The organism is Mesorhizobium sp. M0830 (assembly GCF_040319965.1).
Taxonomy (GTDB): Bacteria; Pseudomonadota; Alphaproteobacteria; order Rhizobiales; family Rhizobiaceae; genus Mesorhizobium.
This window is the reverse complement of sequence record NZ_JAMYOR010000001.1, coordinates 130,291-156,303: the sequence shown is the minus strand read 5'-3', so window position 1 is coordinate 156,303 and position 26,013 is coordinate 130,291. Positions and strand designations below refer to the sequence as shown.

Annotated in this window: 29 protein-coding genes and 1 pseudogene; 13 read left to right on the top strand and 17 right to left on the bottom strand. The window is 62.4% G+C overall.

What is annotated here, in order from left to right:
• Positions 1-10: 10 nt before the first annotated feature.
• The 6 genes and pseudogenes from NKI20_RS00630 to NKI20_RS00605 all read right to left on the bottom strand — a co-directional run bounded on the left by NKI20_RS00630 (position 11) and on the right by NKI20_RS00605 (position 5,841).
• Positions 11-847, bottom strand: coding sequence for a GNAT family N-acetyltransferase (locus tag NKI20_RS00630; protein WP_352827401.1), 837 nt, complete (start codon positions 845-847; stop codon positions 11-13).
• A 5-nt stretch (positions 848-852) separates the two neighbouring features.
• The gene (locus tag NKI20_RS00625) at positions 853-1,599 is read right to left on the bottom strand and encodes an aspartate/glutamate racemase family protein (protein ID WP_352827621.1); all 747 of its coding nucleotides are present in this window, start codon (positions 1,597-1,599) and stop codon (positions 853-855) included.
• Between the two features lie 2 nt (positions 1,600-1,601).
• The gene (locus NKI20_RS00620; RefSeq protein ID WP_352827398.1) at positions 1,602-2,420 is read right to left on the bottom strand and encodes an ABC transporter permease; all 819 of its coding nucleotides are present in this window, start codon (positions 2,418-2,420) and stop codon (positions 1,602-1,604) included.
• A gap of 1 nt (position 2,421) precedes the next feature.
• Positions 2,422-3,249, bottom strand: a pseudogene (locus tag NKI20_RS00615) (ABC transporter permease); the annotation flags it as partial.
• A gap of 180 nt (positions 3,250-3,429) precedes the next feature.
• On the bottom strand, positions 3,430-4,719 hold the full coding sequence (locus NKI20_RS00610; protein ID WP_352827395.1) for an ABC transporter substrate-binding protein: 1,290 nt from the start codon (positions 4,717-4,719) through the stop codon (positions 3,430-3,432).
• Positions 4,720-4,752: 33 nt separating this feature from the next.
• Positions 4,753-5,841 (bottom strand): ABC transporter ATP-binding protein, encoded by a 1,089-nt coding sequence (locus NKI20_RS00605; RefSeq protein WP_352827392.1) that lies wholly within the window; start codon positions 5,839-5,841, stop codon positions 4,753-4,755.
• A gap of 262 nt (positions 5,842-6,103) precedes the next feature.
• Here NKI20_RS00605 and NKI20_RS00600 point away from each other — a divergent pair, with 262 nt between their 5' ends.
• Positions 6,104-6,817, top strand: a complete 714-nt coding sequence (locus NKI20_RS00600) for a GntR family transcriptional regulator (RefSeq protein WP_352730531.1) — start codon at positions 6,104-6,106, stop codon at positions 6,815-6,817.
• A 3-nt stretch (positions 6,818-6,820) separates the two neighbouring features.
• Here the strand turns inward: NKI20_RS00600 and NKI20_RS00595 are convergent, their stop codons facing one another.
• A complete protein-coding gene (locus NKI20_RS00595; protein ID WP_352827389.1) occupies positions 6,821-8,050 on the bottom strand; it encodes a GNAT family N-acetyltransferase in 1,230 nt (409 codons plus the stop codon).
• Between the two features lie 91 nt (positions 8,051-8,141).
• Between NKI20_RS00595 and NKI20_RS00590 the strand changes: the two genes are divergently transcribed.
• Positions 8,142-9,200 (top strand): polysaccharide deacetylase family protein, encoded by a 1,059-nt coding sequence (locus NKI20_RS00590; protein ID WP_352605271.1) that lies wholly within the window; start codon positions 8,142-8,144, stop codon positions 9,198-9,200.
• A 16-nt stretch (positions 9,201-9,216) separates the two neighbouring features.
• On the opposite strand, the gene NKI20_RS00585 is transcribed toward NKI20_RS00590, so the two are convergent.
• The gene (locus NKI20_RS00585; protein WP_352827386.1) at positions 9,217-9,432 is read right to left on the bottom strand and encodes a DUF2842 domain-containing protein; all 216 of its coding nucleotides are present in this window, start codon (positions 9,430-9,432) and stop codon (positions 9,217-9,219) included.
• A 196-nt stretch (positions 9,433-9,628) separates the two neighbouring features.
• Here NKI20_RS00585 and NKI20_RS00580 point away from each other — a divergent pair, with 196 nt between their 5' ends.
• The gene (locus NKI20_RS00580) at positions 9,629-10,720 is read left to right on the top strand and encodes a COX15/CtaA family protein (protein WP_352827384.1); all 1,092 of its coding nucleotides are present in this window, start codon (positions 9,629-9,631) and stop codon (positions 10,718-10,720) included.
• A gap of 115 nt (positions 10,721-10,835) precedes the next feature.
• On the opposite strand, the gene NKI20_RS00575 is transcribed toward NKI20_RS00580, so the two are convergent.
• From NKI20_RS00575 to speB, 3 genes are read right to left on the bottom strand one after another with little or no spacing between them, the layout of a single operon-like run.
• Positions 10,836-11,678, bottom strand: a complete 843-nt coding sequence (locus NKI20_RS00575) for an aminoglycoside phosphotransferase family protein (protein ID WP_352827382.1) — start codon at positions 11,676-11,678, stop codon at positions 10,836-10,838.
• Complete coding sequence (gene argC, locus NKI20_RS00570; protein ID WP_352605275.1) at positions 11,675-12,601, bottom strand: N-acetyl-gamma-glutamyl-phosphate reductase; 927 nt, start codon at positions 12,599-12,601, stop codon at positions 11,675-11,677. The genes NKI20_RS00575 and argC overlap by 4 nt, the downstream gene beginning before the upstream one ends.
• A 30-nt stretch (positions 12,602-12,631) precedes the next feature.
• Positions 12,632-13,642 (bottom strand): agmatinase, encoded by a 1,011-nt coding sequence (gene speB, locus NKI20_RS00565; protein ID WP_023759860.1) that lies wholly within the window; start codon positions 13,640-13,642, stop codon positions 12,632-12,634.
• A 541-nt stretch (positions 13,643-14,183) separates the two neighbouring features.
• Here speB and NKI20_RS00560 point away from each other — a divergent pair.
• The 3 genes from NKI20_RS00560 to NKI20_RS00550 all read left to right on the top strand — a co-directional run bounded on the left by NKI20_RS00560 (position 14,184) and on the right by NKI20_RS00550 (position 16,944).
• On the top strand, positions 14,184-14,828 hold the full coding sequence (locus NKI20_RS00560; RefSeq protein ID WP_352827378.1) for a helix-turn-helix domain-containing protein: 645 nt from the start codon (positions 14,184-14,186) through the stop codon (positions 14,826-14,828).
• A 48-nt stretch (positions 14,829-14,876) separates the two neighbouring features.
• Positions 14,877-15,515, top strand: a complete 639-nt coding sequence (locus NKI20_RS00555) for an FMN-binding negative transcriptional regulator (protein WP_352827376.1) — start codon at positions 14,877-14,879, stop codon at positions 15,513-15,515.
• A 370-nt stretch (positions 15,516-15,885) separates the two neighbouring features.
• Positions 15,886-16,944: a glycerophosphodiester phosphodiesterase family protein gene (locus tag NKI20_RS00550; protein ID WP_352827374.1), complete on the top strand. Its 1,059-nt coding sequence runs from the start codon at positions 15,886-15,888 to the stop codon at positions 16,942-16,944.
• A 174-nt stretch (positions 16,945-17,118) separates the two neighbouring features.
• Here the strand turns inward: NKI20_RS00550 and NKI20_RS00545 are convergent, their stop codons facing one another.
• A complete protein-coding gene (locus tag NKI20_RS00545; RefSeq protein ID WP_352827371.1) occupies positions 17,119-17,991 on the bottom strand; it encodes an aldo/keto reductase family oxidoreductase in 873 nt (290 codons plus the stop codon).
• Between the two features lie 91 nt (positions 17,992-18,082).
• On the opposite strand from NKI20_RS00545, the gene NKI20_RS00540 reads away from it, so the two are divergent.
• The gene (locus tag NKI20_RS00540; protein ID WP_352827369.1) at positions 18,083-18,982 is read left to right on the top strand and encodes a LysR family transcriptional regulator; all 900 of its coding nucleotides are present in this window, start codon (positions 18,083-18,085) and stop codon (positions 18,980-18,982) included.
• A gap of 99 nt (positions 18,983-19,081) precedes the next feature.
• Here NKI20_RS00540 and rpsI read toward each other — a convergent pair whose 3' ends face one another.
• From rpsI to NKI20_RS00515, 5 genes are all read right to left on the bottom strand, one after another.
• Positions 19,082-19,564 carry a 30S ribosomal protein S9 gene (gene rpsI / locus NKI20_RS00535; RefSeq protein WP_023759854.1) on the bottom strand — a complete coding sequence of 161 codons (483 nt, stop codon included), beginning with the start codon at positions 19,562-19,564 and terminating at the stop codon, positions 19,082-19,084.
• Position 19,565: 1 nt separating this feature from the next.
• The gene (gene rplM, locus NKI20_RS00530; RefSeq protein WP_023759853.1) at positions 19,566-20,030 is read right to left on the bottom strand and encodes a 50S ribosomal protein L13; all 465 of its coding nucleotides are present in this window, start codon (positions 20,028-20,030) and stop codon (positions 19,566-19,568) included.
• 259 nt (positions 20,031-20,289) lie between these two features.
• Positions 20,290-20,688, bottom strand: coding sequence for a type II toxin-antitoxin system HicB family antitoxin (locus NKI20_RS00525; protein WP_352827365.1), 399 nt, complete (start codon positions 20,686-20,688; stop codon positions 20,290-20,292).
• Positions 20,689-20,708: 20 nt separating this feature from the next.
• The gene (locus tag NKI20_RS00520; RefSeq protein ID WP_352827362.1) at positions 20,709-20,897 is read right to left on the bottom strand and encodes a type II toxin-antitoxin system HicA family toxin; all 189 of its coding nucleotides are present in this window, start codon (positions 20,895-20,897) and stop codon (positions 20,709-20,711) included.
• A 40-nt stretch (positions 20,898-20,937) separates the two neighbouring features.
• Positions 20,938-21,393: a PaaI family thioesterase gene (locus tag NKI20_RS00515; RefSeq protein ID WP_352827360.1), complete on the bottom strand. Its 456-nt coding sequence runs from the start codon at positions 21,391-21,393 to the stop codon at positions 20,938-20,940.
• Between the two features lie 152 nt (positions 21,394-21,545).
• Between NKI20_RS00515 and NKI20_RS00510 the strand changes: the two genes are divergently transcribed.
• The 6 genes from NKI20_RS00510 (at position 21,546) to NKI20_RS00485 (ending at position 25,974) form a co-directional block, all read left to right on the top strand.
• Entirely contained in the window at positions 21,546-22,358 is an 813-nt protein-coding gene (locus NKI20_RS00510; protein ID WP_352827357.1) for an enoyl-CoA hydratase, read from the top strand.
• Between the two features lie 10 nt (positions 22,359-22,368).
• On the top strand, positions 22,369-22,791 hold the full coding sequence (locus tag NKI20_RS00505; protein ID WP_352605294.1) for a VOC family protein: 423 nt from the start codon (positions 22,369-22,371) through the stop codon (positions 22,789-22,791).
• Positions 22,791-23,573: an AAA family ATPase gene (locus NKI20_RS00500; protein WP_352605296.1), complete on the top strand. Its 783-nt coding sequence runs from the start codon at positions 22,791-22,793 to the stop codon at positions 23,571-23,573. Before NKI20_RS00505 ends, NKI20_RS00500 begins: the two co-directional genes overlap by 1 nt.
• Positions 23,570-24,091 (top strand): CoA-binding protein, encoded by a 522-nt coding sequence (locus NKI20_RS00495; RefSeq protein ID WP_352827353.1) that lies wholly within the window; start codon positions 23,570-23,572, stop codon positions 24,089-24,091. Before NKI20_RS00500 ends, NKI20_RS00495 begins: the two co-directional genes overlap by 4 nt.
• Positions 24,092-24,250: 159 nt before the next feature.
• Positions 24,251-25,531 (top strand): O-acetylhomoserine aminocarboxypropyltransferase, encoded by a 1,281-nt coding sequence (locus NKI20_RS00490; protein WP_352827350.1) that lies wholly within the window; start codon positions 24,251-24,253, stop codon positions 25,529-25,531.
• 95 nt (positions 25,532-25,626) lie between these two features.
• A complete protein-coding gene (locus NKI20_RS00485) occupies positions 25,627-25,974 on the top strand; it encodes a cupin domain-containing protein (RefSeq protein WP_352726517.1) in 348 nt (115 codons plus the stop codon).
• Positions 25,975-26,013 lie beyond the last annotated feature (39 nt).

The window sequence follows — 26,013 nt, the reverse complement described above, 5'->3', positions numbered from 1 at the left end:
CGTACGGTCGCTATCCCAGTTCCAGCGTCGTCACGCCGAACAATCGTTGCAGGCCGAGCTTCGGGGGCGGGCCCTTGTACATGCGGGTGGTGGTGAAGGTCGGCACAAAACCGGCCGCATTGAGCGCTGCGATAAAGTCCAGTTTGGTGGATGGAACGTCGATGCTCAGATCGCCGCCCTCGCAGGCACCAGCCAGTCGTTCCAGCAATTGCAGGGCGATTTTCATATCGTCGGCAAACAACGGACCGATCTTGAAGCCGGACCGACACCGCCGCGCGACGCCATAGCCGCTGGCGCCACGCGAATTGATCGCCGCCAGCCCGTGATGCGGCGCCTGCAGCCATCGCTGTAGGAAGGCACGCCGGGGCGCGGGAAAGCAATGCGCGTCATAGGCGATGATGTCGGGCACGAGCTCTGTCGTCAACAACCGCAGTCCGTCGGCTCTGCCCGATGGGCCCACCTTGCGCCCGCTGTAGCGAGTGGTCTCGTAGGCCGGACTGAAGCCCATGGCCCGGTAATTCGCCTGCTGCTCTGCGACGCCGTCGAGGCCGATGGTGCGGCCGGCAAGCCTTTTCATGCCGGCGTTCCACACCGCCTTGCCGTAGCCTTTGCCGCGCATGTCCGGCCGGCAGATGTAAAGGCCAATGAAGCCGAACTCGATTCCATAGGCCACCGCCGAGATTGCCGCGACCATTTCGTTGCCGACAAAGGCGCCGATGAAGCCTTCGGGATCCGCAGCCTGGAACATCGCCGCGTCTTCAAGGCCGGGGTTCCAGCCTTCCGCGGCCGCCCAGTCGACGAGAACAGCCAGCTCCTGCAGCGACAGCGTCCGGATGGTCGGCTTCATGGCTCTCACTCCGCAGCGGCTATTCCGGGTGAGAAGGATTTCAGCACACCACGATAGGGCTTGGCCAGCGGGCTTGCATAGGCGCCGCGCTTCGATGTCGACAGGCCGAGCGAGATCAGCGCCTCGGCCTGCTTGAGTGCTGCGCCGACGCCGTCGATCACCGGTAGTTGGAACTCCGCCTGTAGCCGATGCGCAAGGTCGGCCATACCGGCGCAGCCGAGCACGATGGCCTCGGCGCGATCCTCCCCGATGGCTCGGGCGATTTCGTCGCGCAGTTTTCCGACCGCGCCAGATGCCGGGTCCTCCAGCGCAAGCACGGATATGTCCGCAGCGCGCACGCGGACGCGTCCCGCCATGCCGTAGCGCTGCACCAGCCCCTCGACAGGTACAAGCGAGCGTTCGGTGGTTGTCACCACGGTGAAGCGCTGGGCAATGAAAGCGGCGATGGAAAGCGCCGCCTCGCAGATACCGATGACAGGGATACCGGCCATGGCGCGTGCCGCATCCAGGCCGGTGTCGTCGAAACAGGCGATGATGGCCGCCTGCGCGCCGCGACGCTCGCCGGCGGCGATCTCCATCAGCAGGCCCGGCACGGCCAGCGCCTCGTCATAATAGCCTTCGATCGATACCGGTCCCATGGACGAAGTGACGGCAACCACCTCCGTCCAGGCACCGGCGACCGCGCGTGCTGCGGCGGCGATCGTCTCGGTCATGCTCGAGGTCGTGTTTGGGTTTACCACAAGTATCTGCACGGTCACGCTCTCGCCCGGCGGCGGCCGACATAGAGGATGGCGCCCAACGTCGCCAGGATCACCAGGAACGAAAACACCGTGGTCACCGTGCCAAGCGCATAGAGCACGGGCGTCGTGACATTGGTGGTCATGCCATAGATTTCGAGCGGCAGCGTGTTGAAGGTGCCTGAGGTCATCAGCGTACGCGCGAATTCGTCGTAGGACAGCGTGAAGCCGAACAGGCCGACGCCGATCAAGCTCGGCGCGATCATCGGCAGCACGACATGGGCGAAGGTCTGCCAGGAGGTGGCGCCGAGGTCGCGTGCGGCTTCCTCGTAGGCCGGCGAGAAGCGGTTGAAGACTGCAAACATGATCAGTACGCCGAACGGCAAGGTCCAGGTCAGATGCGCGCCGAAAGCGGACGTGTACCAGGCCGGACGAAAGCCGATCTGCTGGAAGACCACGCCGATGCCCAGTGAAATGATGATCGAGGGCACGACGAGGCTGGCGACAGCCAGGTAGAACAGCGTGGTGGCGCCCCGAAATTTCTGGCGGAAGGCGAGGCCCGCCAGCAGTGACACCACGACGGTGACGATCATCACCATGACGCCCAGCACGAGCGAGCGCTTGAAGCTGCCGCCGAAATCGCCGACCGCCTGGCGCTCGAATAGATTGGCGAACCAGTGCAGCGACACGCCGTTGAGCGGGAAGGTGAGGCCGCCGGTCTCGCCCTGAAAGGAGAGGATCAGGATCGCTGACAGCGGGCCGTAGAGGAACAACACGAACAGCGTGAAGAAGACCGCCAGCACGTAGAAACCGACAGTGCGTTTTTCGTGGCTCACGTCAGAGCTCCTTGCGAATGTCGACAATGCGCAGGATGCCGGCGACCATCAGCAGCACCAGCACCAGCAGCACCACCGCATTGGCGGCGGCGGCCGGATACTGCAGCAACGACATCTGGTTCTTCATCATCAGCGCGACGGAGGCGCTCTGGCCGCCCGACATCACCTGCACGGTTGAGAAGTCGGCCATGACAAGCGTGACGACGAAGATGGTGCCGATCGCCATGCCCGGCTTGGCCAGCGGAATGATGACGTTCCACAGCACCTGCCAGCCGGACGCGCCCGCGTCGCGCGCGGCCTCGACCAGCGAGCGGTCGATGCGCATCAGCGTGTTGAAGATCGGCGTCACCATGAACAGCGTGTAAAGATGAACCATGGCGAGCACGACCGCGAATTCGGAATAGAGTAACCATTCGATCGGTTTCGGCACCAGCCCCAGATGCACCAGCGTCGAGTTGATCAGCCCGTTGCGGCCGAGCACCGGAATCCATGAGATCATGCGGATGATGTTGGAGGTCAGGAAAGGCACGGTGCAGACCAGGAACAGCACCATCTGCATGGCCGTGGTGCGGATGTGGAAGGCGAGGAAATAGGCGACCCAGAAGCCGATGCACAAGGTCAGCGCCCATACGATGGCGGCGAACTTGATGGTGTTGAGATAGGTCTTCCAGGTAACCCACGAGCCCAGAACGTCGGAATAATTGGTGGTCAGGAAATCCGGATACATGGCGGCGAAGTCGTAATCCCAGAAGGACACGACGACGATCATGATGATGGGCAGAAGCAGGAATGCGCCGAGGATCAGCGCCAGTGGCGCCGATTGGAGATAGGGCGTGACCCCGCCGAACGCGAAGCGTCGTCGTCGGGCTGGTTTCGCGGCGGCGGCAATTGCGGGGCGGTCGAGCGCGACTGTCATTAATGCTCTCGGTGCAGGTTTGTGGTGCGGGCGCTGCGCGCCAATCCCCTTCTCCCAAAGGAGAGAAGGGGAAGAGAAAGGGCGCTGACTAGATCAAGCCGCGATGAACTCGTTCCAGCGCTTCACCATGTAGCGGTCCTCGTCCATGACCGAGTTCCAGCAGGCGACCTTGCCCATGCGTTCCTCGAACGAGCCGCCGTCGCGCACCGCGCCGGCCTTCTCCATGACCGTGCCGTCCGGTGCCTTGATCTCGCCCTTGGCTGGCTTGCCTTCGATCCAGTAGCCCCACTCGTCCTCGGTCATGAATTTTTTGGCCGAGACCATGTTGGCCGAATAGTAGCCCTGGCGGTTGAGATAGCCGCCGACCCAGCCCGACGTGTACCAGTTGATGTACTCGTAAGCAGCGTCGAGCTCGGCGCCCTTGAGGTGGGCGGCAAGACCGAGGCCGCCACCCCATGAGCGGTAGCCTTCCTTGAGCGGCTGGAAGCGGCAGGCGATGCCCTTGGAGCGCACGGCGGCGACGGCTGGTGACCACATCGACTGGATGACGACTTCGCCCGACGCCATCAAATTGACGCTCTCGTCGAAGGACTTCCAGAAGGCGCGGAACTGACCGGCCTGCTTGGCCTTGATCAGGAAGTCGATCGTCTTGTCGATCTCGTCCTTTGTCATGTTGCCCTTGTCGGCATATTTGATGTTGCCCGTGGCTTCCATGATCATCGCCGCATCCATGATACCGATGGAGGGGATGTTGAGGATTGCAGTCTTGCCCTTGAAGGCCGGGTCCATGATATCGGCCCATGTGGTGATGTCGCGGCCGACGAGGTCGGGGCGGATGCCCAGCGTGTCGGCGTTGTAGATGGTCGGCACCATGGTGAACCAGTTGGTCGGTGCCTTGGCGAAGGTCTTCGAGTCCTGCGCTTCGACATACCCGACCGTGTGCGGCGCCGTGCCCTGCGCGATGACGCTGTCGGGCGTCAGCTTGCCGGTTTTGAACAGCGGCACCAGTTCGTCGTAGTACTTCAGTTTGCTGACGTCCATCGGCTGTAGGACGCCGCTCGGGAACACCTTCTTGCAGATCCAGTATTCGATGTCGGCGATGTCGTAACTGTCGGGCTGTGTCACTGCGCGTTGGGCGGCCGCGTCGGAATCTGTCGCCGTCATCTCCAGTGTGATACCGAGATCAGCCTTGCACTTGTCGGCGATGGCGTTGAGGTTCGACACGCCGGTGCCGAACTGGCGCAACGTGATGTTGGATTGCGCCCAAATGGTCGGAAAGCCTGATATGGCACCGGAGCCGGCGGCAAGGCCAACGGCAGCGGCACCCGTCTTGAGCAGCGAGCGGCGCGAAATGCCCGCCTTGGTTTGCGTAGTGTTTGTCATCCTATTCCCCTATCTTGTTTTGCTTGGTTGACGTCATGAATGCAGGCGGCCGAGGATGATGGCATCCTCGGAATCCCAGGCGAGCGGAACGGCGTTGCCAATGGCGACTGGCTTGGCGAAGAAGTAGGAATCGTCGACGATGACGGTAAAATCGTCGATGCCGGCGCCGGTGACCGACAGCTTCACCGTGGCGCCGCGATATTCGACGTTGGAGACGATGCCGGTGAAGCCGAGACCGGGCGAGGGCGCCTCGCCGATGCGCACATGGTCGGTGCGGATGGCGATGTCGATCGGCGCTCCCACGTCCCGTGGTTGGCCGCTGGCGGCAAGCGAGCCGCCGCCATTCACGTCGAAGGTGACCATGGCGCCGCGTTCGCCGGTGACCCGGCCGGAGATGACATTATGGTCGCCCATGAAGCGGGCGACGAAGGCAGTGGCCGGTCGCTCGAACACGTCGCGCGGCGGCGCCGCTTGTTCGATGCGGCCGTCATTCATCACCACGATCAGGTCGGCGAGCGCCATCGCCTCCTCCTGGCTGTGGGTGACGTGGACGAAGGTGATGCCGAGTGACGTCTGCAGCTTTTTCAGCTCGGCCCGCATGCGGATCTTCAGGAACGGATCGAGCGCGGAAAGCGGCTCGTCGAGCAACAGCGCCTCGGGATCGGTAATCAGCGCGCGCGCCAGCGCGACGCGCTGCTGCTGGCCGCCGGAAAGCTGTGCGGGCCGGCGTGTCGCATAAGCCTCCATCTGCATCAGCTTCAGCATGTCGAGCGCCTTGGCACGACGCTTTTCCTTGTCGACGCCCTTCATCTTGAGGCTGAAGGCGACATTGTCGATGAGGTCGAGATGCGGGAAGAGCGCGTACGACTGGAACATCATCGCCGTGCCCCGCTTGGCCGGCGGCAAGTCCGTCACCACCACATTGCCAAGGCGGACATCGCCGCTGGAAATGTTCTCATGGCCGGCGATCATGCGCAGCGTCGAGGTCTTGCCGCAGCCGGAAGGGCCGAGCAAGCAGCAATAGGTGCCGGCCGGGATCTTGAGGCTGATGCCCTCGACGGCGGTCGTCGTTCCATAGAATTTCGAAACGGACACAATGTCGATTTCGGCGGCTTTGGACATCAGGCATCCCCGTTTGGTCGCTTTAACCGATGCATCATGCATGCCAGTCGCCATGCTGCCGACCAAGCATTTGAATTGTCGGGGAAATCAGGATTTTCGGGTGTCGCCTATCAAATGGGCGGTTTGTGCGTTGCACAAATTATGGGCGATTGTCTGCGATCTATACACAAATCGTATGCAATCTTTTTTATCTTCGTGTCCACTTTGCCTCTCGTGCTGACGTCGAGAGTCGCGTTAGAAGGGGACGGAAAGAATTGCCGCCATGAACTTTGCCGACCAGATCTATTCCGCCACCGACAGCGCCACGCAGGATCGTGCCCAGGCGATCCGCGACCAGCTACGCGACGCCATCGTCGACCGCCGGCTGGCGCCGGGCACCAAACTGTCGGAAGGCGAGGTCGGCACGCTGTTCGACGTCTCCCGTACGGTGGCACGCGCGGCGCTGCAGATGCTGTCCTTCGAAGGGCTGGTGCGCACCGAGCGAAACCGTGGCGCCTTCGTCGCCAACCCATCGCCAGAGGAAGCGCGCCAGGTGTTCGCCTCGCGACGGCTGATCGAACCGGGCATTGCCATCGCCGCCTGCGGCCGCGTCACCGCTGCCGACATCGCTGCATTCAAGGCGCAGCTCGACGAGGAGGGCCGCTTCATTGCCGAGCGTGGGCCGAATGCGCGGCGTTCCGAAATCAGGGCGTCGGGCGATTTCCACCTGTTGCTCGCCGCCGTCGCCGGCAATGCCATCCTGCAGCGCTTCATGGAGGAGCTGGTGGCGCGCTCGTCACTGGTCATCGCGCTTTACGGGCGGTCTGGCATATCCGCCTGTGGGCACAGCGAACACACGGAAATTGTCGGCGCGCTGGGGAGTGGAGATTGCGGGCGGGCGAGCCTGCTGATGCTGCACCACCTCGATCATATCGAGGCCGATCTGGATTTGCGCGTCAGGGCCGGCCCGGCGCTGAGAGAAGCCCTCGATTTCTGAGAGCTAGCTGTCGTCTTCGCCGGCAGTGGATGCCGCCTGTCCCGCCGCCTTGCGGCGCAACATCTTGGTCAGTTTCCAGATCGTCGGGTTGTTCTTGATGAAGGCTTTCAGCCGCGCGCCTTGCCTGAGCATCAGCGCCAGCACGCGGCCCTTCCGGGTCAGTGGTATCAGCACTTCGAAATGTTGGGTCTCGATATCGCACCACAGCCGCTTGTAGGCTTCGTCGCCGACGGAGAAATCATAGACCTCGAAGCCGGTCGCGCAGGCTTCCTGGATGTTGTCGAAGAACAGGAAGTCGCCGGGGCTGGTATGGCCGAGGTCGTCGTCGGCAATCGCGCCGAATTCGCAGATCAGGCGCTTGCCCGAGCGGCTCGATCCGGTGACAGCGCGCAACTTGCCGGCAACCTCTAGCCCGTGCAGCACGAAAGAAGGTACGTCTTCCGCGAGCGCTTGCGTGAACAGCGCGCGAAAGAAGCTTCGCACCAACTCGTCACCGAAGACGTTGGTGATGCCCATCTTGCGGAAGCGGAATTCCTTCATCTCGAAAAAGGCATCGAGCTGCCTTGCGACCTCGTCGGCCGTGCGCGCCTCGATCCGGCGATGGCTGCCGACGGCTTCGAATTTCCGGATCTGCGAACGGTGCTTCTTGCGTTTGCGTTTGCCGCTGGCGCGAGAAAGCAGCGCATCGAAGCCTCCGACAAGGTCGACGGCCAGCGACAGATTGGGGCTGGCAAAATGGTCAAGCGAGGCGAGGGGATTGGCGACGCCGTCAAGATTGGGCAGCAATCGTTCCAGCGCGACGAGATCGATGTCCGGACGTTCCTTGGCGATGGCCGCCAGCATCGATCGGACGGCCAGGATATCCGCTTTGGCCAGCCAGCCCGGGTCCGCGGCGACGAAGTTGCCATTGGCGTGGCGTCCTCCCATGAAGCGGGCGACGCGGAAAGGACCGCTGGCGGTGACCTCCAGCGCCAGCGAAAAAACCGGCTTGCCGTCGGCGCTCAATGTCGCGACGATCAAATCCGGCCTGACCTGTGCAGCCCAGTTCAGGACCCAGCCAGCACTTTGCGCCGGCCCAAACAGGGCCGAGCGGCAGAACTCGGCATAGGCCGCGAGCCCGTCCGCCGACACCACTGAAATGGAGAAGCCGGCATGGTCCTGCGGCAAGGCGCGCGGCGACGCCTCGGTCGCAGCAAGCCGATTGCCGTCAAATGACGCGGTTGCGTCAACCATACCTCAATCCTTAGGGCATATTGATCGCGATTTGGGGCTTCGCGCAGGCGCGTTCCGTGCTTGGATCAGCCTAGGCGCAAAAGGTGAATGAATGATCGACGGCGGGGAGGCAATCCGGAAACTGGCGCTGAACTTCGCCCGCTATACCGGCCTTGCACCGCTGGCCAAGCCGTTCATCGGCGGCATTGGCGCTATCCTGATGCTGCACCGCGTCACCGCGACGCCGGAAAAGCCGCACAGCGTCAACCGCCATTTGAACATCGCGCCCGGCTTCCTCGATGCCATGATCGCCGACATGAAGGCGAGCGGCTATGCCTTCGTCGCCATGGACGAAGCCGTCGAGCGCATCAAGGCAGGCGGCAAGGGTGGCCAGTTCGCCACCATTACCGCCGACGACGCCTATCGCGACAACATGACCGAGGCGCTGCCGTTGCTTGAGAAGCACGGTGCGCCGATCACCATCTATGTCGCGCCCGGGCTGATCAACGGCACCGCCGACCTGTGGTGGGATGTGGTCGAGGACATCGTCAACGCGCGCGATAGCCTCACTTTGATGCGACCGAACGGTCCACTGACGATCGATTGCTCGACACCTGCGAAGAAACTGCAGGCCAATGCACGCCTGCATGCCTATCTCACCTCCGAAGTCCGCGAAGAGGATCTGCAAGCGGTGCTGCGCGACCTGGCTCGCTCAAATGGCGTTGACGCCGACGGCCCGCGCTTGCGGACATTGATGAACTGGGACGAAATCCGCAGCATCGCCGCGCATCCGCTGGTGACGATCGGCGCTCATACGATCAACCACAGCAATCTGAAGCGGCTTTCAGAAGCCGACGCCCGGCAGGAGACCGGCGCCGTGCGCGCCATGTTGCAGGCGGAACTGGGCGAAAAGCCCGGCCATTTCGCCTACCCCTATGGCTATGCAAGTGCTGTTGGCTGTCGCGAAGTCCGCTTTGCCCGCGACTCGGGCTATGCATCCGCCGTAACAACACGCCACGGTGTGCTGCGCGCCGAACATGCCGGGTTCCTGCATGCCTTGCCGCGCATTTCAGTCAACGGCCGCTACCAGAGCCTCGCCCATATCCGCACCATGCTGTCGGGCGTGACGACGCCGCTCGCCAATGCAGGGAAGATGCTCGTTACCATCTGACGGTGGCGGGTTCCGCTTAGCGCTTGATCCGTGGCTCCAGCATCAGCCATTTGATGATGCCCATCGCCGGCAGCACCCAGAGCAAGCCGCTGAGCAGGAAGAACAGGAAATGCACCCACGGGCCCGACTCCGACAGCTGGGCGACCGCGAAGATCGATGCGACCAGCGCATAGATGATGACGAGCGCGATCAGCAGAAACATTCCAATCAGCTTTTTCAGGCGCAGGGGCATGGTTGGTCTCCTGTCGAGGATGCCGGCAACTCGGACAAGGGACCGGGCAAACTCAGAGTGTTGGCCTCGCATAGGCCCTGGCGCGAAGCTGTGCAACCGGTGAGACGCGGCGCGACGGCGTGCCGCGCTGCATGGCCTTGCCAGCACGAGTGCGATGGTCCACCAATCCGCCAAACCAACCTGCCGGGACAAGACCATGGCTGCCATACCAGCTGCCGAGCCATTTGTGGCCCGCGACCGCGACCTCCACAATCGGGCCCTGCTGCGCGGCTGGCTCTATGTGGTGGTGCTGGTGCTGTTTGCGCTGGTGCTGGTCGGCGGCGCTACCAGGCTGACCGATTCCGGCCTGTCGATCACGCAGTGGAAGCCAATCCACGGCGTGATCCCGCCACTCAACGACGCCGAGTGGCAAGAGGAATTCCAGCTCTATCAGCAGATCCCGCAATATGCCGAGCTCAACAAGGGCATGAGCATCGAGGCGTTCAAGTCGATCTTCTGGTGGGAATGGGCGCACCGCATCCTGGCGCGCAGCGTCGGCCTGGTCTTTGCCTTGCCGCTGCTGTTTTTCTGGGCGACGCGCCGCATCGAGCGCGGCCTGGGGACGAAACTTTTGGGCATTCTCTTCCTCGGCGGCCTGCAGGGGGCCATCGGCTGGTGGATGGTGGCCTCCGGCCTGGTCGACCGGGTCTCCGTCAGCCAATACCGTCTGGCCACCCACTTGACGCTTGCGGCGCTGATCTTCACAGCGACCATGGTTGTGGCACGGGGCCTTGCGCCGCATTCGGAGCCTGCCGCCGACCGGTCGACGCAGAGGCTGGCCGGTTTCATCGTGCTTCTGGCGCTGGTTCAGATCTATCTCGGCGGGCTTGTCGCCGGGCTCGACGCCGGCTTGAGCTACAACACCTGGCCGCTGATGGACGACAAGATCATCCCGGGCGATCTCTTGCTGCTCGAACCGGCATGGCGCAACTTCTTCGAGAATCCGAAGACGGTGCAGTTCGTCCATCGGCTCGGCGCCTACACGGTGTTCGTCGTGGCCTTGTGGCACATGATCGCCACGCGCCGGAGGCTGCCAGGCTCAACACACGCTCGCCGTGCGACGCTGCTGTTTTTGGCCGTGCTGGTCCAGGCCTCGATTGGCATCAGCACGCTGCTGACGCATGTGCCGCTGCATATGGCGCTGGCGCATCAGGCCTTCGCGCTTGTCCTGCTGGGATTTGCCGCCGCCCACTGGCGCGGCACCAAGGGCGCCTATCCGCTGCCGCACGAAATCGCGCTCAGGAACTGATTCCGAGCCGGTCGGCCAGTAACATCCAGAATTCGTTTGAACGGAGCGTCTTCTCGCCGTCAAATTCCGCCTGACGCAACGCCCCGGCGCAGGGCGGATTGATTGGCCGTGGCGATCAGAAGCTTGCCCGCACCGACCGGACCGCCTCGGCGATCGATAATTCGCGATTCTCCTCGACCGCGTTGTCGTCCTCATGATGCCAGGACGCCGACAGGCAACCATAAGCGATGGCGTGATCCAGAATGGCGGGTGGGGCCTGGCCCAGTGTTCTGGCAAAGGTCTCGGCCATATGTGCGATCCGCTCCGGGCCAAGGCAGAGATCGATCCGGTCGAGCGGGTTGTAGAACATGTTGGCGGCGTCGAAGCCGGGATCGCCGAGAACGCCCTTCGGGTCGATCGCCAGCCAGCCGCGCGGCCCGTGCAGGATATTTTCGTGGTGCAGGTCACCATGCAGTGGCCTGATGTCATGTGGATTGGCAAGCAACCGATCTGCGATGACGGCGGCTTCGACATAGAGGCTGTCGACGCCGGCATTGCGGTCGGCATTCGCCTTTTTGAACAGGCTTGCGAACCGCTCCCTGAGTGGCTGAAGCTCGGGCGGGAAGGGATATTTCCCAGGCGAAAACAGTTTTGCCATCACATCGGCCGCAATCCCAGTGGCGGCGTTGTCGCCCTTTTCGTCGAGCACCTGCTCCAACAAGATTTCACCGGCATATTCGAGCAGCATCGAGTGGCCGTCGCGGCCAAGCAGGCGCACAGCGCCTTCGCCGCCCCGCCAGGCGAGATAGTGCTCGCCGCGCAGCTCGTCGGCGACATCGTCGAAGGGTTTCAGTGCCTTGACGATTGCCGGCGAGCCGTCTTGCCGGAAAACTTTCCAGATGCGGCTCGAAAAGGTCTCGGCAATCAGTTCGGGCACGCTGACCTTCCAGCGTGCCGGAAAGACTGGCGCGTCCATCAAAGGCCGAGCATCAGGTCCATGTTCTGGACGGCGGCACCCGACGCACCCTTGCCGAGATTATCATAGACCGCCAGCAGTAGCGCCTGCGCCCGTTTGTCGTTGGCGAAGACGTAGACCTTCATCCGGTTGGTGCCGTTGTAGATCTCCGGATCGATCTCCGGCATGCGCTCCGAATGCGCGTAGGGCGCCACCTCGACAACGCCGCCTTCGATCGCGGCGAAATGGTCGGCAATCGCCGCATGCAGCTCCGCACCCGTCGGCACATGATCGAGACCGCCAAGCTGCAATGGCACCACGGTGATCATACCCTGCGCGAAATTGCCGACCGCCGGCTGCATGATCGGATCATGAGACAGCTTGGCGTAGGCCCTGAGTTCCGGCACGTGCTTATGCTGCAAGGTGAGGCCATAAGGCAGGAATTCCGAGGCGTCCTCGCCCTTGGCGACATAGTCCTCGATCATCGGCCGTCCGCCGCCCGAGTAGCCCGAAATGCCATTGACGGTGATCGGGAAATCGGCGGGCAGCAGACCAGCGGTGACCAGCGGCCGCAGCGTGGCGATCGGCCCTTGCGGCCAGCAGCCGGGGTTGGCGACGCGCTTTGCCGAGGCAATTGTCTTCGCCTGCGTCTTGTCCATCTCCGCGAAACCATACGCCCAGCCTTCCGCCACGCGATGCGCGGTCGACGCATCGATGACCTTGGTAGTGTCGTTGGCGATAAGCGACACGCTCTCCTTCGCCGCATCGTCGGGCAGGCACAGGATCGCGACATCGGCGGCATTGAGGAACTCGGCGCGCGCAGCCGTTTCCTTGCGACGCTCGGCGGGAACCGAGATGATTTCCAGGTCGCCGCGCTCGGCAAGCAGCGCCCGGATCTGCAGACCGGTAGTGCCGTGTTCGCCGTCGATGAAGATTTTCGGTTTCATGGACTGATCAAATTCCCTGTTAATTCAGGACTATATGTCCTGTCCTTGATTCACTGCGGCACCCTGATGGCTGCCGTTGTTGCTCAGCTCTTCAAGCCGTGCCTTTCGCTCCGCCAGTAGGCCGAGATATTGCATGGCCACCATCGAGCCGGCGATCGCCGTTATATCGGCGTGATCATAGGCCGGCGCAACCTCTACGACATCGGCGCCGACAATGTCGATCTGGTTGAGCTGACGCAGCGTCGAAAGGATCTTCGCCGAGGACGGTCCGCCGGCTACCGGCGTGCCTGTTCCCGGCGCATAGGCCGGATCGAGGCAGTCGATGTCGAAGGTGAGATAGGTCTTCTTGCCGCCGGTGCGGTCGACGATGGCGTAGGCGATATCGGATGCCCGCATTTCCTCGATTTCATGGCCGTGGAGGATCTTGATGCCGAACGTGTCGGGCGCGTGGGTGCGGATCCCGATCTGGATCGAGCGATCTGGATCGATGATGCCCTCCTTGACAGCGCGGCCGACGAAGGAGCCATGGTCGATGCGCTTGCCATCATCCGGCCAGGTATCCTGATGCGCGTCGAACTGCACCAGGGCGAGCGGACCGTGGATGGCGGCATGCGCCTTGAGCAACGGCCAGGTGACGAAATGGTCGCCGCCGAGCGTCAGCAGGAAGGCGCCTGATTTGAGGATCTTCGCCGCCTCGCGCTCGATCGTGCCGGGCGTCTTCTGGTGGTTGCCTGAGTCGAGCAGGCAATCGCCATAGTCGACGACCGCCAGATGCTCGAACAGATCGCGTGAAAACGGGTATTGCGGGTCGTTGTCGAGGATCGCCGAGGCGCGGCGTATAGCCTGCGGCCCGAAACGAGCGCCAGGCCGGTTGGTCACGGCGGCGTCGAACGGAATGCCCCACACCACCGCGTCAGCGCCCTTCACGTCCTTGGTGTATTTACGCCGCATGAACGACAGCGCGCCGGAATAGGTCGGCTCGAACGCGGCGCCCATTTTGGAACGGGCGGTGAAGGCGTTGTCGATGTTGTTGTTCGCCATTGCGGATCCTCGTTTTCATCGGGGTGCAACAACTACAGAAGCGGCAGGGAAGATACCAGTCACAGCTTGGCGAGACGGAATGGTGCTGCGCGAGTGCCACTCCAAGACAGGATTTGTCGCCTTGCGGGCCTGATTTCAGCATGATTCCATTGCAGGGGCGCGACAGGTCCTCGCCAGGACCGACTGGGCCCTCGCCGAGATCGTCATGAGGGCGGTTATCGTGCTTTTCGTCTCCTGGCGGGCGACAATGATTTCGGTATCGCGGCACCCCTGGGTCACCTCGATCTAGGGTTGCGCGCAAAGGTCGTCCTGGCCGACGCGGCCTACGATGCCAAATACCCGATCGACGAGTGTCCACTCATCCTAGGGCCTGCATCAGGTCGTTGATAATGTCCTGAGGATGCTCAAGTCCCACGGACATTCGTAGCAATCAGCCTGGCGCCTTGGCGCATCGATGATTTCCTCGCTACGGCGCAGTTGCAAATTCGCGTCGGTCATTATATTGACCGCAATAGATGAGCCGAGGCACTAAGTCAATATAATGACCGATGTTACGACAGCGATGGATTCCGAGCAGATGCTTGGCAAAGCGATAGCGGTTCGAATCCGAGACTTGAGGCGCGACCAAAATCTGACCCTGGATCGACTGGCAAAACTGAGCGGGTTGTCCAAGGGAACCGTCGTCTCGCTGGAGCAAGGCAAGGCGAACCCCAGCATCGGCATACTTTGCCGACTGGCGGCGGCGTTCTCGCTCTCCGTGGCCGATTTGCTGAATGACGATGCTTCTACAGTTCGCCTTCCTATTGAGCGGACAGAGACGAGGACGCTTTGGACAAGCGCCAAAGGAAGCCTTGCACAACTTCATTCATCGACCTCGGGACGCACGATGTTCGAATTGTGGAGCTGGGTCATTATGCCGGGCGACGTGTTTTCCGCAGATGCTCATAGTCCGGATACGCGCGAGCTGATCTCGGTGACTCAGGGGTCCCTGAGTGTCGTGGTGGGCACCCATGCAGTAATTTTGAGCCAGGGCGAGAGTGCGCGGCTTGTCACTGATCAACCGCACACATACGCGGCGGCATCTGATGTGCCCGCCCACTTCTCGATGGCCGTCCTTGAGCGTGGTGGACAGCGAGATGCGGGGCGCTCGTCGACCGCAACGAAGATGCCCGGGCCCGTTCCGTAAGATTTCGCCGATCACTAACAGCCGCCACTCACGACAGGAGAAATACCGTTGTACGTTCCGCCCCATTTTGCCGTCCCCGATCAGAACGCCCAGTTCGACCTTATCGAGAGACACCCGCTCGGCATCCTGGTCACCCACAGCAAAGGCATCCTCGACGCGAACCACGTCCCATTTGAGCTCGACCGCTCGAAGGGAGACAAGGGCGTCCTCAATTGCCATGTTGCCCGCAAGAATCCAGTCTGGCAGGAAGTCGCCAATGGCGATGAAGTCCTCGTTATCTTCCGTGCGGCCGACGCTTACATCTCGCCGAACTGGTATCCAAGCAAGCACGAACTCCACAAGCAGGTGCCGACGTGGAACTACCTCGTCGTCCACGCCCACGGACGCATCACTGTCCGGGATGATGAGCGATATGTGCGCCGTAACGTGGCGAAGCTCACTCATGTGCAAGAAGCCTCGCAGCCTGCCCCTTGGAAGATGGGCGACGCGCCGAGGGACTTCATAGACACGATGGTTAAGGCGATCGTCGCCCTGGAGATCGAGATCACCGGCCTGGTTGGGAAATCAAAACTCAGCCAGAACAAAGAGGTGCGCGATATTCAGAACGCTGGTGAAATGCTGAATGCCCAAGGCGTCAATGGGATGGGAGAAGCGATGCTCGCGGCTGCGGCGGCCAAATCCCAATAGCATCAGTCTTGTCCCCACGGGTGACCCTGAGAGATGCTTCGGCTCGCCGGAAACGCGACCAGCATCTGTCGTCATGGCCGACGCGGCCCAAGATGCCGATCTGTTGCGTCATTGCGATGTCACGGGCGCGCAAATACCCGATCGACAAACGCCCCTATGCCCAATGTCACCTGATCGAATGTCGCTTTTTCCAGGCTCAAACAGTTCCAACGCCTCGCCACACAATTCAAGAAACTATCCTGCCATCGTCACATCGCGGCAACCGTCCTCTGGATTCAGACAAGTGTCCACGCATCCTAGCCGGCTGCGTTCACCTCCCTGTCACGGGCATCGCTTATCTCGATTTCGTCCCGGCAAGGAGCGATTCTCGATGCGGACCATCTGGCTCAGCCTATTCTTTTCCTCGGCACTTGCGGTCTTCTCTGGCCAGTCGTTGGCCGGTGAGACCCGCGCCAGCCAGATTCTCGACCGCTTCAACCATGCCAACCAGTGGCGCGACCACGTGATGGTGGCCGCGCATCGCGCCGGCAGCATGCAGGCCGGCAAGACGCTTTATGCGGAAAACTCGATTGCCGCCGTCGAAGGCTCGATCGCCATGGGCGCTGAGATCGTCGAGGTCGACATCCGGCGTTCGAAGGACGGTGAGTTCGTCGTCATGCATGACAGCTGGCTCGATCGCACCACGACCTGCAAGGGCGAGCTGGTCAAATACACGCTGGCCGAACTCAGGATCTGTAGGCTGGTGATCGAAGGTACCCGCATCGTTACCGATGAGACGGTCTCGACGCTGCGCGAGATGCTGACGGCAACGCGAGACAGGATTCTCATCAATCTCGATAACAAGCTCGACGTCGGCGATCTCTCGGGCATGATCGCTGTCGCTCGCGATCTCGGCATGGCCGAGCAGGTCATCGTCAAGGAGAACCTGTGGAACCAGAACAGGATTTCCACGGTCAAGGCCGCCATGAGCGCCATCAACGGCGGCTTTCAGTTCATGCCGATCATCGCCGACGACGCGGTGCATAATGCCGGTTTCGCCGAAACGGTCGACCGTGCCTTGTCGCCGCGCGCGATCGAACTGATCAACTGGCGGGCGGGCGCTGAGACGCTGACCGAGACCGGCGGGCCGCTATTCAGCACGCGAATGCGCGCGGCTGCCGTACGTGGCAACTGGCACATCTGGGCCGACACCTACGCCATCGTCAACAAGCCGGGCGGCTTCCTTGCCGGCGGCCGCGGCGATGAACTGGCAGTCCAGGCCAGCCTGCCGCGCGAAGCCTGGGGCTTCTGGGCCGATCGCGGCGCCACCATCATCCAGACCGATGAGCCGAAGGCAGCCATCGGCTGGCTGGCGGCGAACGGTTTTCGCGTGCCTTATGCCATCGAGGCGCGGCCGGTTGAGCCCGCGAATACGGCGAGTATCAATTAGGAACGCTGGCGCCGCACCCCACCCGGCGCTCCGTGCCGACCTCCCCATCTCGCAAGGCCTGGCAAGTGCTGGAGCGTGCCACCCTACCTCCCCTTGATGGGGAGGTCGGCGCGAAGCGCCGGGTGGGGTGACTTGCCGAGCCCTAACAGGAAGGCCTTGCTCCTCAGCGGGCCCTCAAGCAGCCATCGCTATGCCATCCAATTCCCTGAGCACGTTGTCCGAAAGCACCAGTTCGCCAGCCGCTAGGTTCTCCCTGAGATGCCCGACCGAAGATGTGCCGGGGATCAGCAGGATATTGGGGGCGCGACGCAGCAGCCAGGCGAGCGCGACCTGCATCGAGGTGGCGCCGAGGCGCTGGGCCACATCGGACAGCGTCGACGACTGCAGCGGGTTGAAGCCGCCGAGCGGAAAGAACGGAACATAGGCGATGCTGTCGCGGGCAAGGTCGTCGATCAGGGCGTCGTCGCCGCGATGCGCCAGATTGTACTGGTTCTGCACGCAGACGATCTCGGCAATCGCGCGTCCTTCCGCGATCTGCGCAGCCGTCACGTTGCTCAGTCCGATATGCCTGACCAGGCCCTTTCGTTGAAGCTCAGCCAGCACGGTGAGCGGCGCTTCGATCGACCCTTCGGCGGGGCCATGGGTGTCGAACATGATGCGCAAATTGACCACATCGAGCACTTCGAGCCCGAGATTGCCTAGATTGTCGTGTACCGCCTGGGTCAGGGCTTCGGGAGAAAAGGCCGGCAGCCATGAACCATCCGCACCGCGGCTGGCGCCGATCTTGGTGACGATGACGAGATCACTGGGGTAGGGTGCCAGCGCCTCACGGATGAGCCGGTTGGTGACGTGCGGACCATAGAAGTCGCTGGTGTCGATGTGGTCGACGCCTTGTGCAACCGCTTCGCGCAGCACGGCCAACGCCGCGTCATGATCCTTGGGCGGCCCGAACACGCCGGGCCCGGCGAGCTGCATGGCGCCGTAGCCGAGCCGCTTCACGGTATGGCTGCCAAGGGTGAAGGTGCCGGCCTGTTGAATATTGGACATGATTGATCTCCTTTGAGGAGGCAGAGATAGTCACTGCTCGATCCGGTGATAATCGGGTACAATTCACACAGGCTGTGCGGAATTGCGAACAATGATGGACCTCAGTGATCTGAACGCTTTCGTGGCGGTGGCGCGCGCCGGCGGCTTCCGCGACGGCGCGCGTGCCAGCGGCGGCAGTGCCTCCGGCTTGAGCGAGGCGGTGCGTCGCCTCGAGACGCAGCTGGGTGTCAGGCTGTTCAACCGAACCACGCGCAGCGTTGTCCCGACCGAGGCCGGCCTCAGCTTGCTGGAACGGCTTGGCCCGGCGCTGTCGGAGGTGGAGGCGGCGCTGGACGTGGTGAACGGGTTTCGCGACAGGCCGGCGGGCTCGTTGCGGCTCAACGTTCCGGTGAGTGCGGCGCGGCTGATATTGCCCGACATCGTCCCGGGTTTCCTTGCCGCCTATCCCGGTATCCGGCTGGAGGTGATCGCCGACGAGAACTTTGTCGACGTGCTGGCGGTAGGGTGCGACGCCGGTATCCGCTATGACGAGCGGCTGGAGCAGGACATGATCGCGGTGCCTATCGGGCCGCGCGTGCAGCGTTTCGCCACCGCCGCCAGCCCTGCCTATCTCGATCGCCATGGACGGCCGGAACACCCGAGCGACCTGCTTGGACATTCCTGCGTGCGCGGCCGCTTTGCCAGCGGTGCGATGCTGCCATGGGAATTCGAGCGCGACGGCGAGGTGGTCCGGGTCGATCCGACGGGGCCTTTGATCGTGCGGATCGGCGGGGCGACTGACCTTGCCGTCGATGCGGCCATCGCCGGCACCGGCATCATCGGCCTCTTCGAGGGCTGGCTTCGCCCTTACTTCGGTAGCGGTGCGCTTGAGCCCATTCTCGAACCGTGGTGGCCGAGTTTTTCCGGACCGTTTCTGTATTATCCCGGCCGGCGCCTGGTGCCGGCTCCGTTGCGGGCGTTCATCGATTTCATCAGGGCCGGCAAGTCCTGAGCTGTCGTGACGCCAAAGGCATGGATGGGGTGATTGGTGAGCCGCAAACAAAAAGGCCGCCCGGAGGCGGCCTTTCGGTTGTCTGAAGCGGCGGTGCGATTAGCGCTTCGAGAACTGGAAGCTGCGGCGGGCCTTCGCCTTGCCGTACTTCTTGCGCTCGACGACGCGGCTGTCGCGGGTCAGGAAGCCGCCCTTCTTGAGCACGGCGCGCAGCGTCGGCTCGTAGTAGGTCAGCGCCTTGGAGATGCCGTGGCGCACGGCGCCGGCCTGGCCGGAGAGGCCGCCGCCGACGACGGTGGCGACGATGTCGTACTGGCCCGAACGGTTCGAGGCGATGATCGGCTGGTTGAGGATCATCTGCAGGACCGGGCGCGCGAAATAGGTCGCGAATTCCTTGTCGTTGACGATGATCTTGCCCGAGCCGGGCTTCACCCAGACACGCGCAATGGCGTTCTTGCGCTTGCCGGTGGCATAGGCGCGGCCCGACTTGTCGAGCTTCTGGACGTGGACGGGGGCCGCGGCTTGCGTATTGGTGTTGCCGGTGGCGGCGCCCAGTTCTGCGAGCGAGGAAAGCTCAGCCATCTTATGCGACCTTCTTGTTCTTGGAATTCAGCTTGGCCACGTCGAGAACCTGGGGCTGCTGGGCGACATGCGGATGCTCGGCGCCTGCATAGACGCGCAGGTTCTTCATCTGGCGACGACCGAGTGGACCACGCGGCACCATGCGCTCAACGGCCTTCTCGACGACACGCTCGGGGAAACGGCCCTCGAGCAGCTGGCGCGCGGTGCGCTCCTTGATGCCGCCGGGGTGGCCGGTGTGCCAGTAATAGACCTTGTCGGTGAACTTCTTGCCGGTGAACACAACCTTGTCGGCATTGATGACGATGACATTGTCGCCGTCGTCGACATGCGGGGTGAAGGTCGGCTTGTGCTTGCCGCGGAGATGATTGGCGATGACAGTGGCCAGACGACCGACGACGAGACCTTCGGCGTCGATCAGGATCCACTTCTTCACCACATCCGCAGGCTTCTGCGAAAAGGTTGTCATGTTTTCTGCTTTCGGTTCGGACCTTCACGAGGGAAGGCGTTTCTTGTTGCTTGGATTGGCGAAAAGCGCTTGCCCGCCGCCAACAACAAAACGGCGGCCTTTGCGGGCCGCTGCTTCGTGAGCGGCTTATAGGCGAGGGTGGTTATGGCGTCAAGGCATAGGAAAAGGGGAATACCAGGTAAAGCGCAGCAAAAACAAAGGTTTAGGAAAAAGGTATTATTTTACCACACCGATCTGCGGCCGCTTGTCTGGGGCAGCCTCAGTGCTTTGCCTCTATTTCCCTGCGAGCGGCGCTGGAAAGGAAGGCTGATCGTGTAATGCCGCGCTCGCGGGCGGCGGCGTCGATCGCCCGCAAAACACCGCGCTCGAAAGTCACGTTCGCCCGAACGACCGCGCTGTCATTGTCGATGAGCGGCACCGAGACCAAGTAACCGCCTTCGGCAAGCGCGTTGCGTATATCGGGGAGGGCGACAATCGCTTCGTGGCTGGACGGTTCGGGAACGGGCATATCCTCCGCCCACAATTGCAAGGATTCAACGGCATTGGGCACGATGTCTTCCGCCGCGTCCGCAGCCGAAAAGCAGCCGGGAATGTCGGGAAAGCGGATGCCGAAAGCGCTGTCGGGGTCTTTGTCGACCAAGGCGAAATAATTCTTCATTGCGGTCTCCGGGCGTCAGCCTATTTGATCCAACCAGCTTGCTTGGCGATAGCGCGAGCAGTGCCGGTCGGCAGATCCTTCTCGGGATGCGGAACAATCAACACGATCTCGCCCTTCCGGAATTTGTGGTGCGAGCCGCGCACGGAAATCATTTCGAACCCATCCTCCTTGAGGCGCTTTACGATCTTGCGGCTGTCACGTTCGAGCAAAAATCACCTATGCGCATATATATACACATCAAAGAAAAATTCAATCGTCGTTTCGCTTCGGCGGAATCGAGTAGGTGCCGGTGGCGTGCGCGATCGTGTGGCCTTCCGGGCCGGCAACCATGTCGATGTCGAACACCATCAGGCTCTTTCCGAGCTTCAGGATGCGGCAGTGACCATCGATCGGTCCGGCCTCGGCCTTGCGGACGAAATTGATGTTGAGATTGGTGGTCACCGAAAGCGCATCCGGTCCGGCATGCGACAGCACGCAGACATACCCGCCAATGTCGGCCAGCGTGAACAGCGACGGGCCGGACACGGTGCCGCCGGGACGCAGATGCCGCTCGCCTGCATTAAGCCGCACGGTGCAACCACCCGGAAACACCTCGATCGCCTCGTAATATTTGAACTGCTCGTTGAGCTGCGGATAGACAGTTTCCATCAGCACATTGACCTGTGCCGCGGTCAGCACCGGCTTGAGTTTGGTCTGGGCGGGCATGTCGGTCTCTCGTTTTGTGCGTACCTGTATGGGCGCAGCGCGGCATTTCTGGCAACACCTTCGTCCTTGGTGCAAGCGATCGGTGTTGGACGAAATCAGATCCGGTATTAGATACTCTGCCAGCCTCAAGCGGAATCGCGGAGACCCTATCCATGGCCGAAATCCTTGCCATCAAGCCTGCTGCCGTTGACGGTCCGGTTGCCGCAAGGCTGGACAAGGGCGTGCTGCGCCTGACGCTTGCCAACCCGCCCGCCAACGCCCTGTCGCTTGCGGTGATGGCGGCGCTGACGGCGGAACTCGAACGCGCCAAGGCCGTTCGCGTCATCGTTCTGTCGGCGTCTGGCAAGGTGTTCTGCGCAGGCCATGATCTCAAGGAAATGACCGCGCGGCGCGCCGATGCCGATCATGGCAAGGCCTTCTTCGAAGAGACGTTTGCGGCTTGTGCCGCGCTGATGCAGGCGATCGTGCGTCATCCGCTGCCCGTGATTGCCGAAGTTGACGGCCTCGCCACCGCCGCCGGGCTGCAACTGGTCGCCAGTTGCGATCTGGCGATTGCCTCGCATGAAGCGACCTTCTGCACGCCGGGCGTCAACATCGGTCTGTTCTGCTCGACGCCGATGGTGGCGCTGTCGCGCAACGTCTCGCGCAAGCATGCGATGGAGATGCTGCTGACTGGCGAAACGATCGATGCCGCAACCGCCAAGGAATTCGGCCTGGTCAACCGCGTCGTGCCGCGTGAGTATCTGAATCAGATTGTCACCAAATACGCGCAAACCATTGCTGCCAAATCATCTTTGGTGGTCAAGACCGGCAAGGAAGCCTTTTACGCGCAGGCCGAAATGGGACTGGCGGACGCCTATGCCTACACCGGCCGAGTCATGGTCGAGAACATGCTTGCGCGCGACGCGGAGGAAGGCATCGGCGCCTTCATCGGCAAGCGCAAGCCGGAGTGGGCGGACGAATAGGAGCAGCACCATGGAACCCCGCATCTCCATTGTCACCATCGCCACCGACGATCTCGACCGCGCCGTGCGCTTCTACGAAGCGATGGGGCTGACCCGTCACACCGGCATCACCGAGGGTGTCGCCTTCTTCCAGATGGGCGGCGTCATTCTCGGCCTGTTTCCGCGCGCCAGCGCCGAGGAGGATTCGGGTGTTGCCTTTTCCGGCGCACCGTCCGCTATCTATCTCGCCTACAACACCCGTTCCGACACGGAGGTCGATGAAGTCCTCGCCAGGGCGGAGAAAGCCGGCGGCCGCATCGTCAAGCCGGCCGGGCGCGCCTTCTGGGGCGGCTGGTATGGCTATTTCGCCGACGCCGACGGGCATGTCTGGGAAGTGGCGCACAATCCGGCCTTTCCGATCGCGGAAGACGGCACGATCTCGCTGCCCGATTGATGGCCTACCGCAAGCAGCTGACGCGGCTCAAGGCACCCTATCTCAAGCGTATCCTGCTCGACCCCGCGAGGGTCGAGGATTGGGAAAAATACCCCTGGAACCTGCCGCTGTTTCGCGGCCACGACTTCGAACTCGAATTCACCACGCCGATCACCATTATCGTCGGCGAGAACGGCACCGGCAAATCGACGCTGCTCGAGGCGATCGGCGCATTGGCCGGCTATGACGAAGCCGGCGGCGGCAAGGGCTACCGGCCAGTCGACCATTCCAGCGCCGTCGACAAGAGCGGCGCCGCACTGGCGAACACATTCCGCGGCCACTGGCTGCCGAAGGTCACCGCCGGCTGGTTCTTTCGTGCCGAATCCTTCTATTCCGTGGCTCGTTATCTCGACCAGGCGGCGCTGGACGATCCGTTCAAGCCGCCGCCGCCGGACTTCCTGTCCTGGTCGCATGGCGAGGGGTTCATCCGCTTTTTCGAGGAGCGCTGCCGCAGGCAAGGCATCTACATCCTCGACGAGCCCGAGAGCGCGCTTTCGCCATCGCGCCAGATCGAACTGCTCAAGATGCTGCGGCGCATGGACCAGTCGGGCACCGCGCAGGTGATCATGGCGACGCATGCGCCGTTGCTGATGGCCTGTCCCGGGGCGCGGCTGTTCCGCATCAGCCGCTTCGGGCTGGAACCCGCCGATTTTCGCGATACTGACCATTTCCGCATGATGCGCGATTTCAGCAATGACCCGGATGGCTTTCTCGACGAGGCGTTGTATGAGGACGAGCCATGAACCATGATAGCTACGACAACACCTACATCGCCGGCATCCTCAATTCGGTGAAGACTGTCGCCATGGTCGGCGCATCCGCCAATGATGTGCGGCCTAGCTATTTCGTGCTGAAATATCTGCTGGCCAAGGGGTTTTCGGTGTTCCCGATCAATCCCGGCCAGGCCGGCAAGGAAATCCTCGGCCGGATGACTTATGCCAGGCTGGCCGACATTCCGGAGCCGATCGACATGGTCGACATTTTTCGCGCGCCGGCGGCTGTGCCCGGCATCATCGACGAGGTGTTGCGGCTCGACCCCTTGCCGAAAGTGATCTGGATGCAGCTTGGCATCCGTCATGACGAGGCCGCCGCGCGCGCCGAGGCCGCCGGCATCAAGGTGGTGATGAACCGCTGCCCCAAGATCGAATACGGCAAACTGTCCGGCGAGATCGGCTGGACCGGCGTCAACTCCGGCGTGCTGTCGTCGAAGAAGCCGCTGATGCGGTCGGGATTCCAGAGTTTCGGCGTGCGCCAGAAGTAGGCGAGGGGCAACAGCGCAAAATTATTCCGGCAAACACCATATTTTCCAGCCACTTGATAGAAGGTCCTGCACGGAAGGGTATTTTCTTCTTTGCATTCGAGGCCGGGCTTCGCCAAGAATGCCCGGCGAATTTCAGAAGGTTTTTCAGGGAGGTTTTCAGTGACCCGCACGCCAGGTTTCAATACGCTCGCCGTTCACGCCGGGGCCAAGCCCGACCCGGCGACCGGCGCTCGTGCCACGCCGATATACCAGACGACCTCCTTCGTCTTCGACGATGCCGACCATGCCGCCTCGCTGTTCGGGCTGAAGGCCTTCGGCAACATCTACACCCGCATCATGAATCCGACGCAGGCGGTGCTGGAAGAGCGTATGGCGGCGCTCGAAGGCGGCACGGCGGCTCTGGCGGTCGCCTCCGGTCACGCCGCGCAGGTGATCGTGTTCCACAATCTGATGCAGCCTGGCGACAATTTCGTTGCCGCCAACAAGCTCTATGGCGGTTCGATCAATCAGTTCGGCCATGCCTTCAAGAATTATGGCTGGGAGGTGCGGTGGGCCGATACCAACGACATCTCGACCTTCGAAAGCCAGATCGACGACAGAACCAAGGCGATCTTCATCGAAAGCCTCGCCAATCCGGGCGGTACCTTTGTCGATATCGAGAAGATCGGTGATATCGCGCGCAAGCACGGCCTGCCGCTGATCGTCGACAACACGCTGGCCTCACCCTACCTGATCCGGCCGATCGAGCATGGCGCCGACATCGTCGTGCATTCGCTGACCAAATTCATCGGCGGCCACGGCAATTCGATCGGCGGCGCCATCGTCGATGGCGGCACCTTCGACTGGTCGAAGTCGGGCAGATACCCGATGCTGTCGGAACCGCGCCCCGAATATGGCGGCCTCGTCCTGCATGAAACCTTCGGCAATTTCGCTTTCGCCATTGCCGCGCGTGTGCTCGGCCTGCGCGATCTCGGCCCGGCGATCTCGCCGTTCAACGCCTTCCTAATCCTGACCGGCCTGGAAACTTTGCCGCTGCGCATGCAGCGTCACTGCGACAATGCCGTCACGATCGCAGCCTGGCTGTCCAACCACCCCAAGGTCGCGTCTGTGAACTACCCCGGCCTTCCCAGCGACAAGAACAACGCGCTGCAGAAGAAATACTCGCCGCAGGGCGCCGGTGCTGTGTTCACCTTCGCGCTGAAGGGTGGCTATGACGCCGGCGTCAAATTCGTCGAAGCGCTCGAACTGTTCTCGCATCTCGCCAATGTCGGCGACACCAAGTCGCTAGTCATCCATCCGGCGTCGACCACGCACCGCCAGCTTTCCGACGAGCAGAAGGTCAAGGCCGGCGCGGGACCGGACACGGTGCGGCTGTCGATCGGCATCGAGGACGTCAACGACATCGTCGCCGACCTCGAACAGGCGCTCGCCAAGGTCTGATCTTTTTACCCTCCCCCTTGTGGGGAGGGTCGGCGCGCAGCGCCGGGGTGGGGGTGAGCCGGGCGCAGCGCCGGCTCTTTTCATGGAGGCAAGTCTTGTCGGCGCATTACCTGACAATATCGACGGACAGCGTCGAGCCTGAATCTGGCGCGCCGGCACCGGATCGGCTGATCTCGGGCGATCCCAAATTCCGCACCTGGAACGTCGAGGAGCGCGACGGCGGGCTCTATGCCGGCATCTGGGAATCGACCCCCGGCAAGTGGCGCATCGTCTATGACGAGTGGGAGTTCTGCCACATCTTGTCCGGCGTTTCGGTGATCGCGGAGGACGGTGGGCAAGCGCGCACCGTCAAGACTGGCGACAGCTTTGTGCTGAGGCCCGGCTTCAATGGCAGCTGGGAAGTGCTTGAAACGACTCGCAAGGAATACGTGATCAAGCTTTGATCTCGCGTCGCAACGATTCTGGCGAAATGCCGGTGCGGT

Excerpts from the sequence above, each read along its gene's own strand:
- NKI20_RS00515 (WP_352827360.1), bottom strand. The coding sequence starts at position 21,393 with ATGCCCGCCCAGACCAAACTCAAGCCGGTGCTGACCGCGGCACAGGTC.
- NKI20_RS00590 (WP_352605271.1), top strand. The coding sequence starts at position 8,142 with ATGATCGACGGCGGGGAGGCAATCCGGAAACTGGCGCTGAACTTCGCC.
- rpsI (WP_023759854.1), bottom strand. The coding sequence starts at position 19,564 with ATGGCTGAGCTTTCCTCGCTCGCAGAACTGGGCGCCGCCACCGGCAAC.
- NKI20_RS00545 (WP_352827371.1), bottom strand. The coding sequence starts at position 17,991 with ATGTCCAATATTCAACAGGCCGGCACCTTCACCCTTGGCAGCCATACC.
- NKI20_RS00495 (WP_352827353.1), top strand. The coding sequence starts at position 23,570 with ATGAACCATGATAGCTACGACAACACCTACATCGCCGGCATCCTCAAT.
- NKI20_RS00525 (WP_352827365.1), bottom strand. The coding sequence starts at position 20,688 with ATGAAGAATTATTTCGCCTTGGTCGACAAAGACCCCGACAGCGCTTTC.
- NKI20_RS00500 (WP_352605296.1), top strand. The coding sequence starts at position 22,791 with ATGGCCTACCGCAAGCAGCTGACGCGGCTCAAGGCACCCTATCTCAAG.
- argC (WP_352605275.1), bottom strand. The coding sequence starts at position 12,601 with ATGAAACCGAAAATCTTCATCGACGGCGAACACGGCACTACCGGTCTG.
- NKI20_RS00605 (WP_352827392.1), bottom strand. The coding sequence starts at position 5,841 with ATGTCCAAAGCCGCCGAAATCGACATTGTGTCCGTTTCGAAATTCTAT.
- speB (WP_023759860.1), bottom strand. The coding sequence starts at position 13,642 with ATGGCGAACAACAACATCGACAACGCCTTCACCGCCCGTTCCAAAATG.
- NKI20_RS00505 (WP_352605294.1), top strand. The coding sequence starts at position 22,369 with ATGGAACCCCGCATCTCCATTGTCACCATCGCCACCGACGATCTCGAC.
- NKI20_RS00550 (WP_352827374.1), top strand. The coding sequence starts at position 15,886 with ATGCGGACCATCTGGCTCAGCCTATTCTTTTCCTCGGCACTTGCGGTC.
- NKI20_RS00630 (WP_352827401.1), bottom strand. The coding sequence starts at position 847 with ATGAAGCCGACCATCCGGACGCTGTCGCTGCAGGAGCTGGCTGTTCTC.
- rplM (WP_023759853.1), bottom strand. The coding sequence starts at position 20,030 with ATGACAACCTTTTCGCAGAAGCCTGCGGATGTGGTGAAGAAGTGGATC.
- NKI20_RS00600 (WP_352730531.1), top strand. The coding sequence starts at position 6,104 with ATGAACTTTGCCGACCAGATCTATTCCGCCACCGACAGCGCCACGCAG.
- NKI20_RS00595 (WP_352827389.1), bottom strand. The coding sequence starts at position 8,050 with ATGGTTGACGCAACCGCGTCATTTGACGGCAATCGGCTTGCTGCGACC.
- NKI20_RS00560 (WP_352827378.1), top strand. The coding sequence starts at position 14,184 with ATGACCGATGTTACGACAGCGATGGATTCCGAGCAGATGCTTGGCAAA.
- NKI20_RS00540 (WP_352827369.1), top strand. The coding sequence starts at position 18,083 with ATGATGGACCTCAGTGATCTGAACGCTTTCGTGGCGGTGGCGCGCGCC.
- NKI20_RS00610 (WP_352827395.1), bottom strand. The coding sequence starts at position 4,719 with ATGACAAACACTACGCAAACCAAGGCGGGCATTTCGCGCCGCTCGCTG.
- NKI20_RS00510 (WP_352827357.1), top strand. The coding sequence starts at position 21,546 with ATGGCCGAAATCCTTGCCATCAAGCCTGCTGCCGTTGACGGTCCGGTT.
- NKI20_RS00580 (WP_352827384.1), top strand. The coding sequence starts at position 9,629 with ATGGCTGCCATACCAGCTGCCGAGCCATTTGTGGCCCGCGACCGCGAC.
- NKI20_RS00585 (WP_352827386.1), bottom strand. The coding sequence starts at position 9,432 with ATGCCCCTGCGCCTGAAAAAGCTGATTGGAATGTTTCTGCTGATCGCG.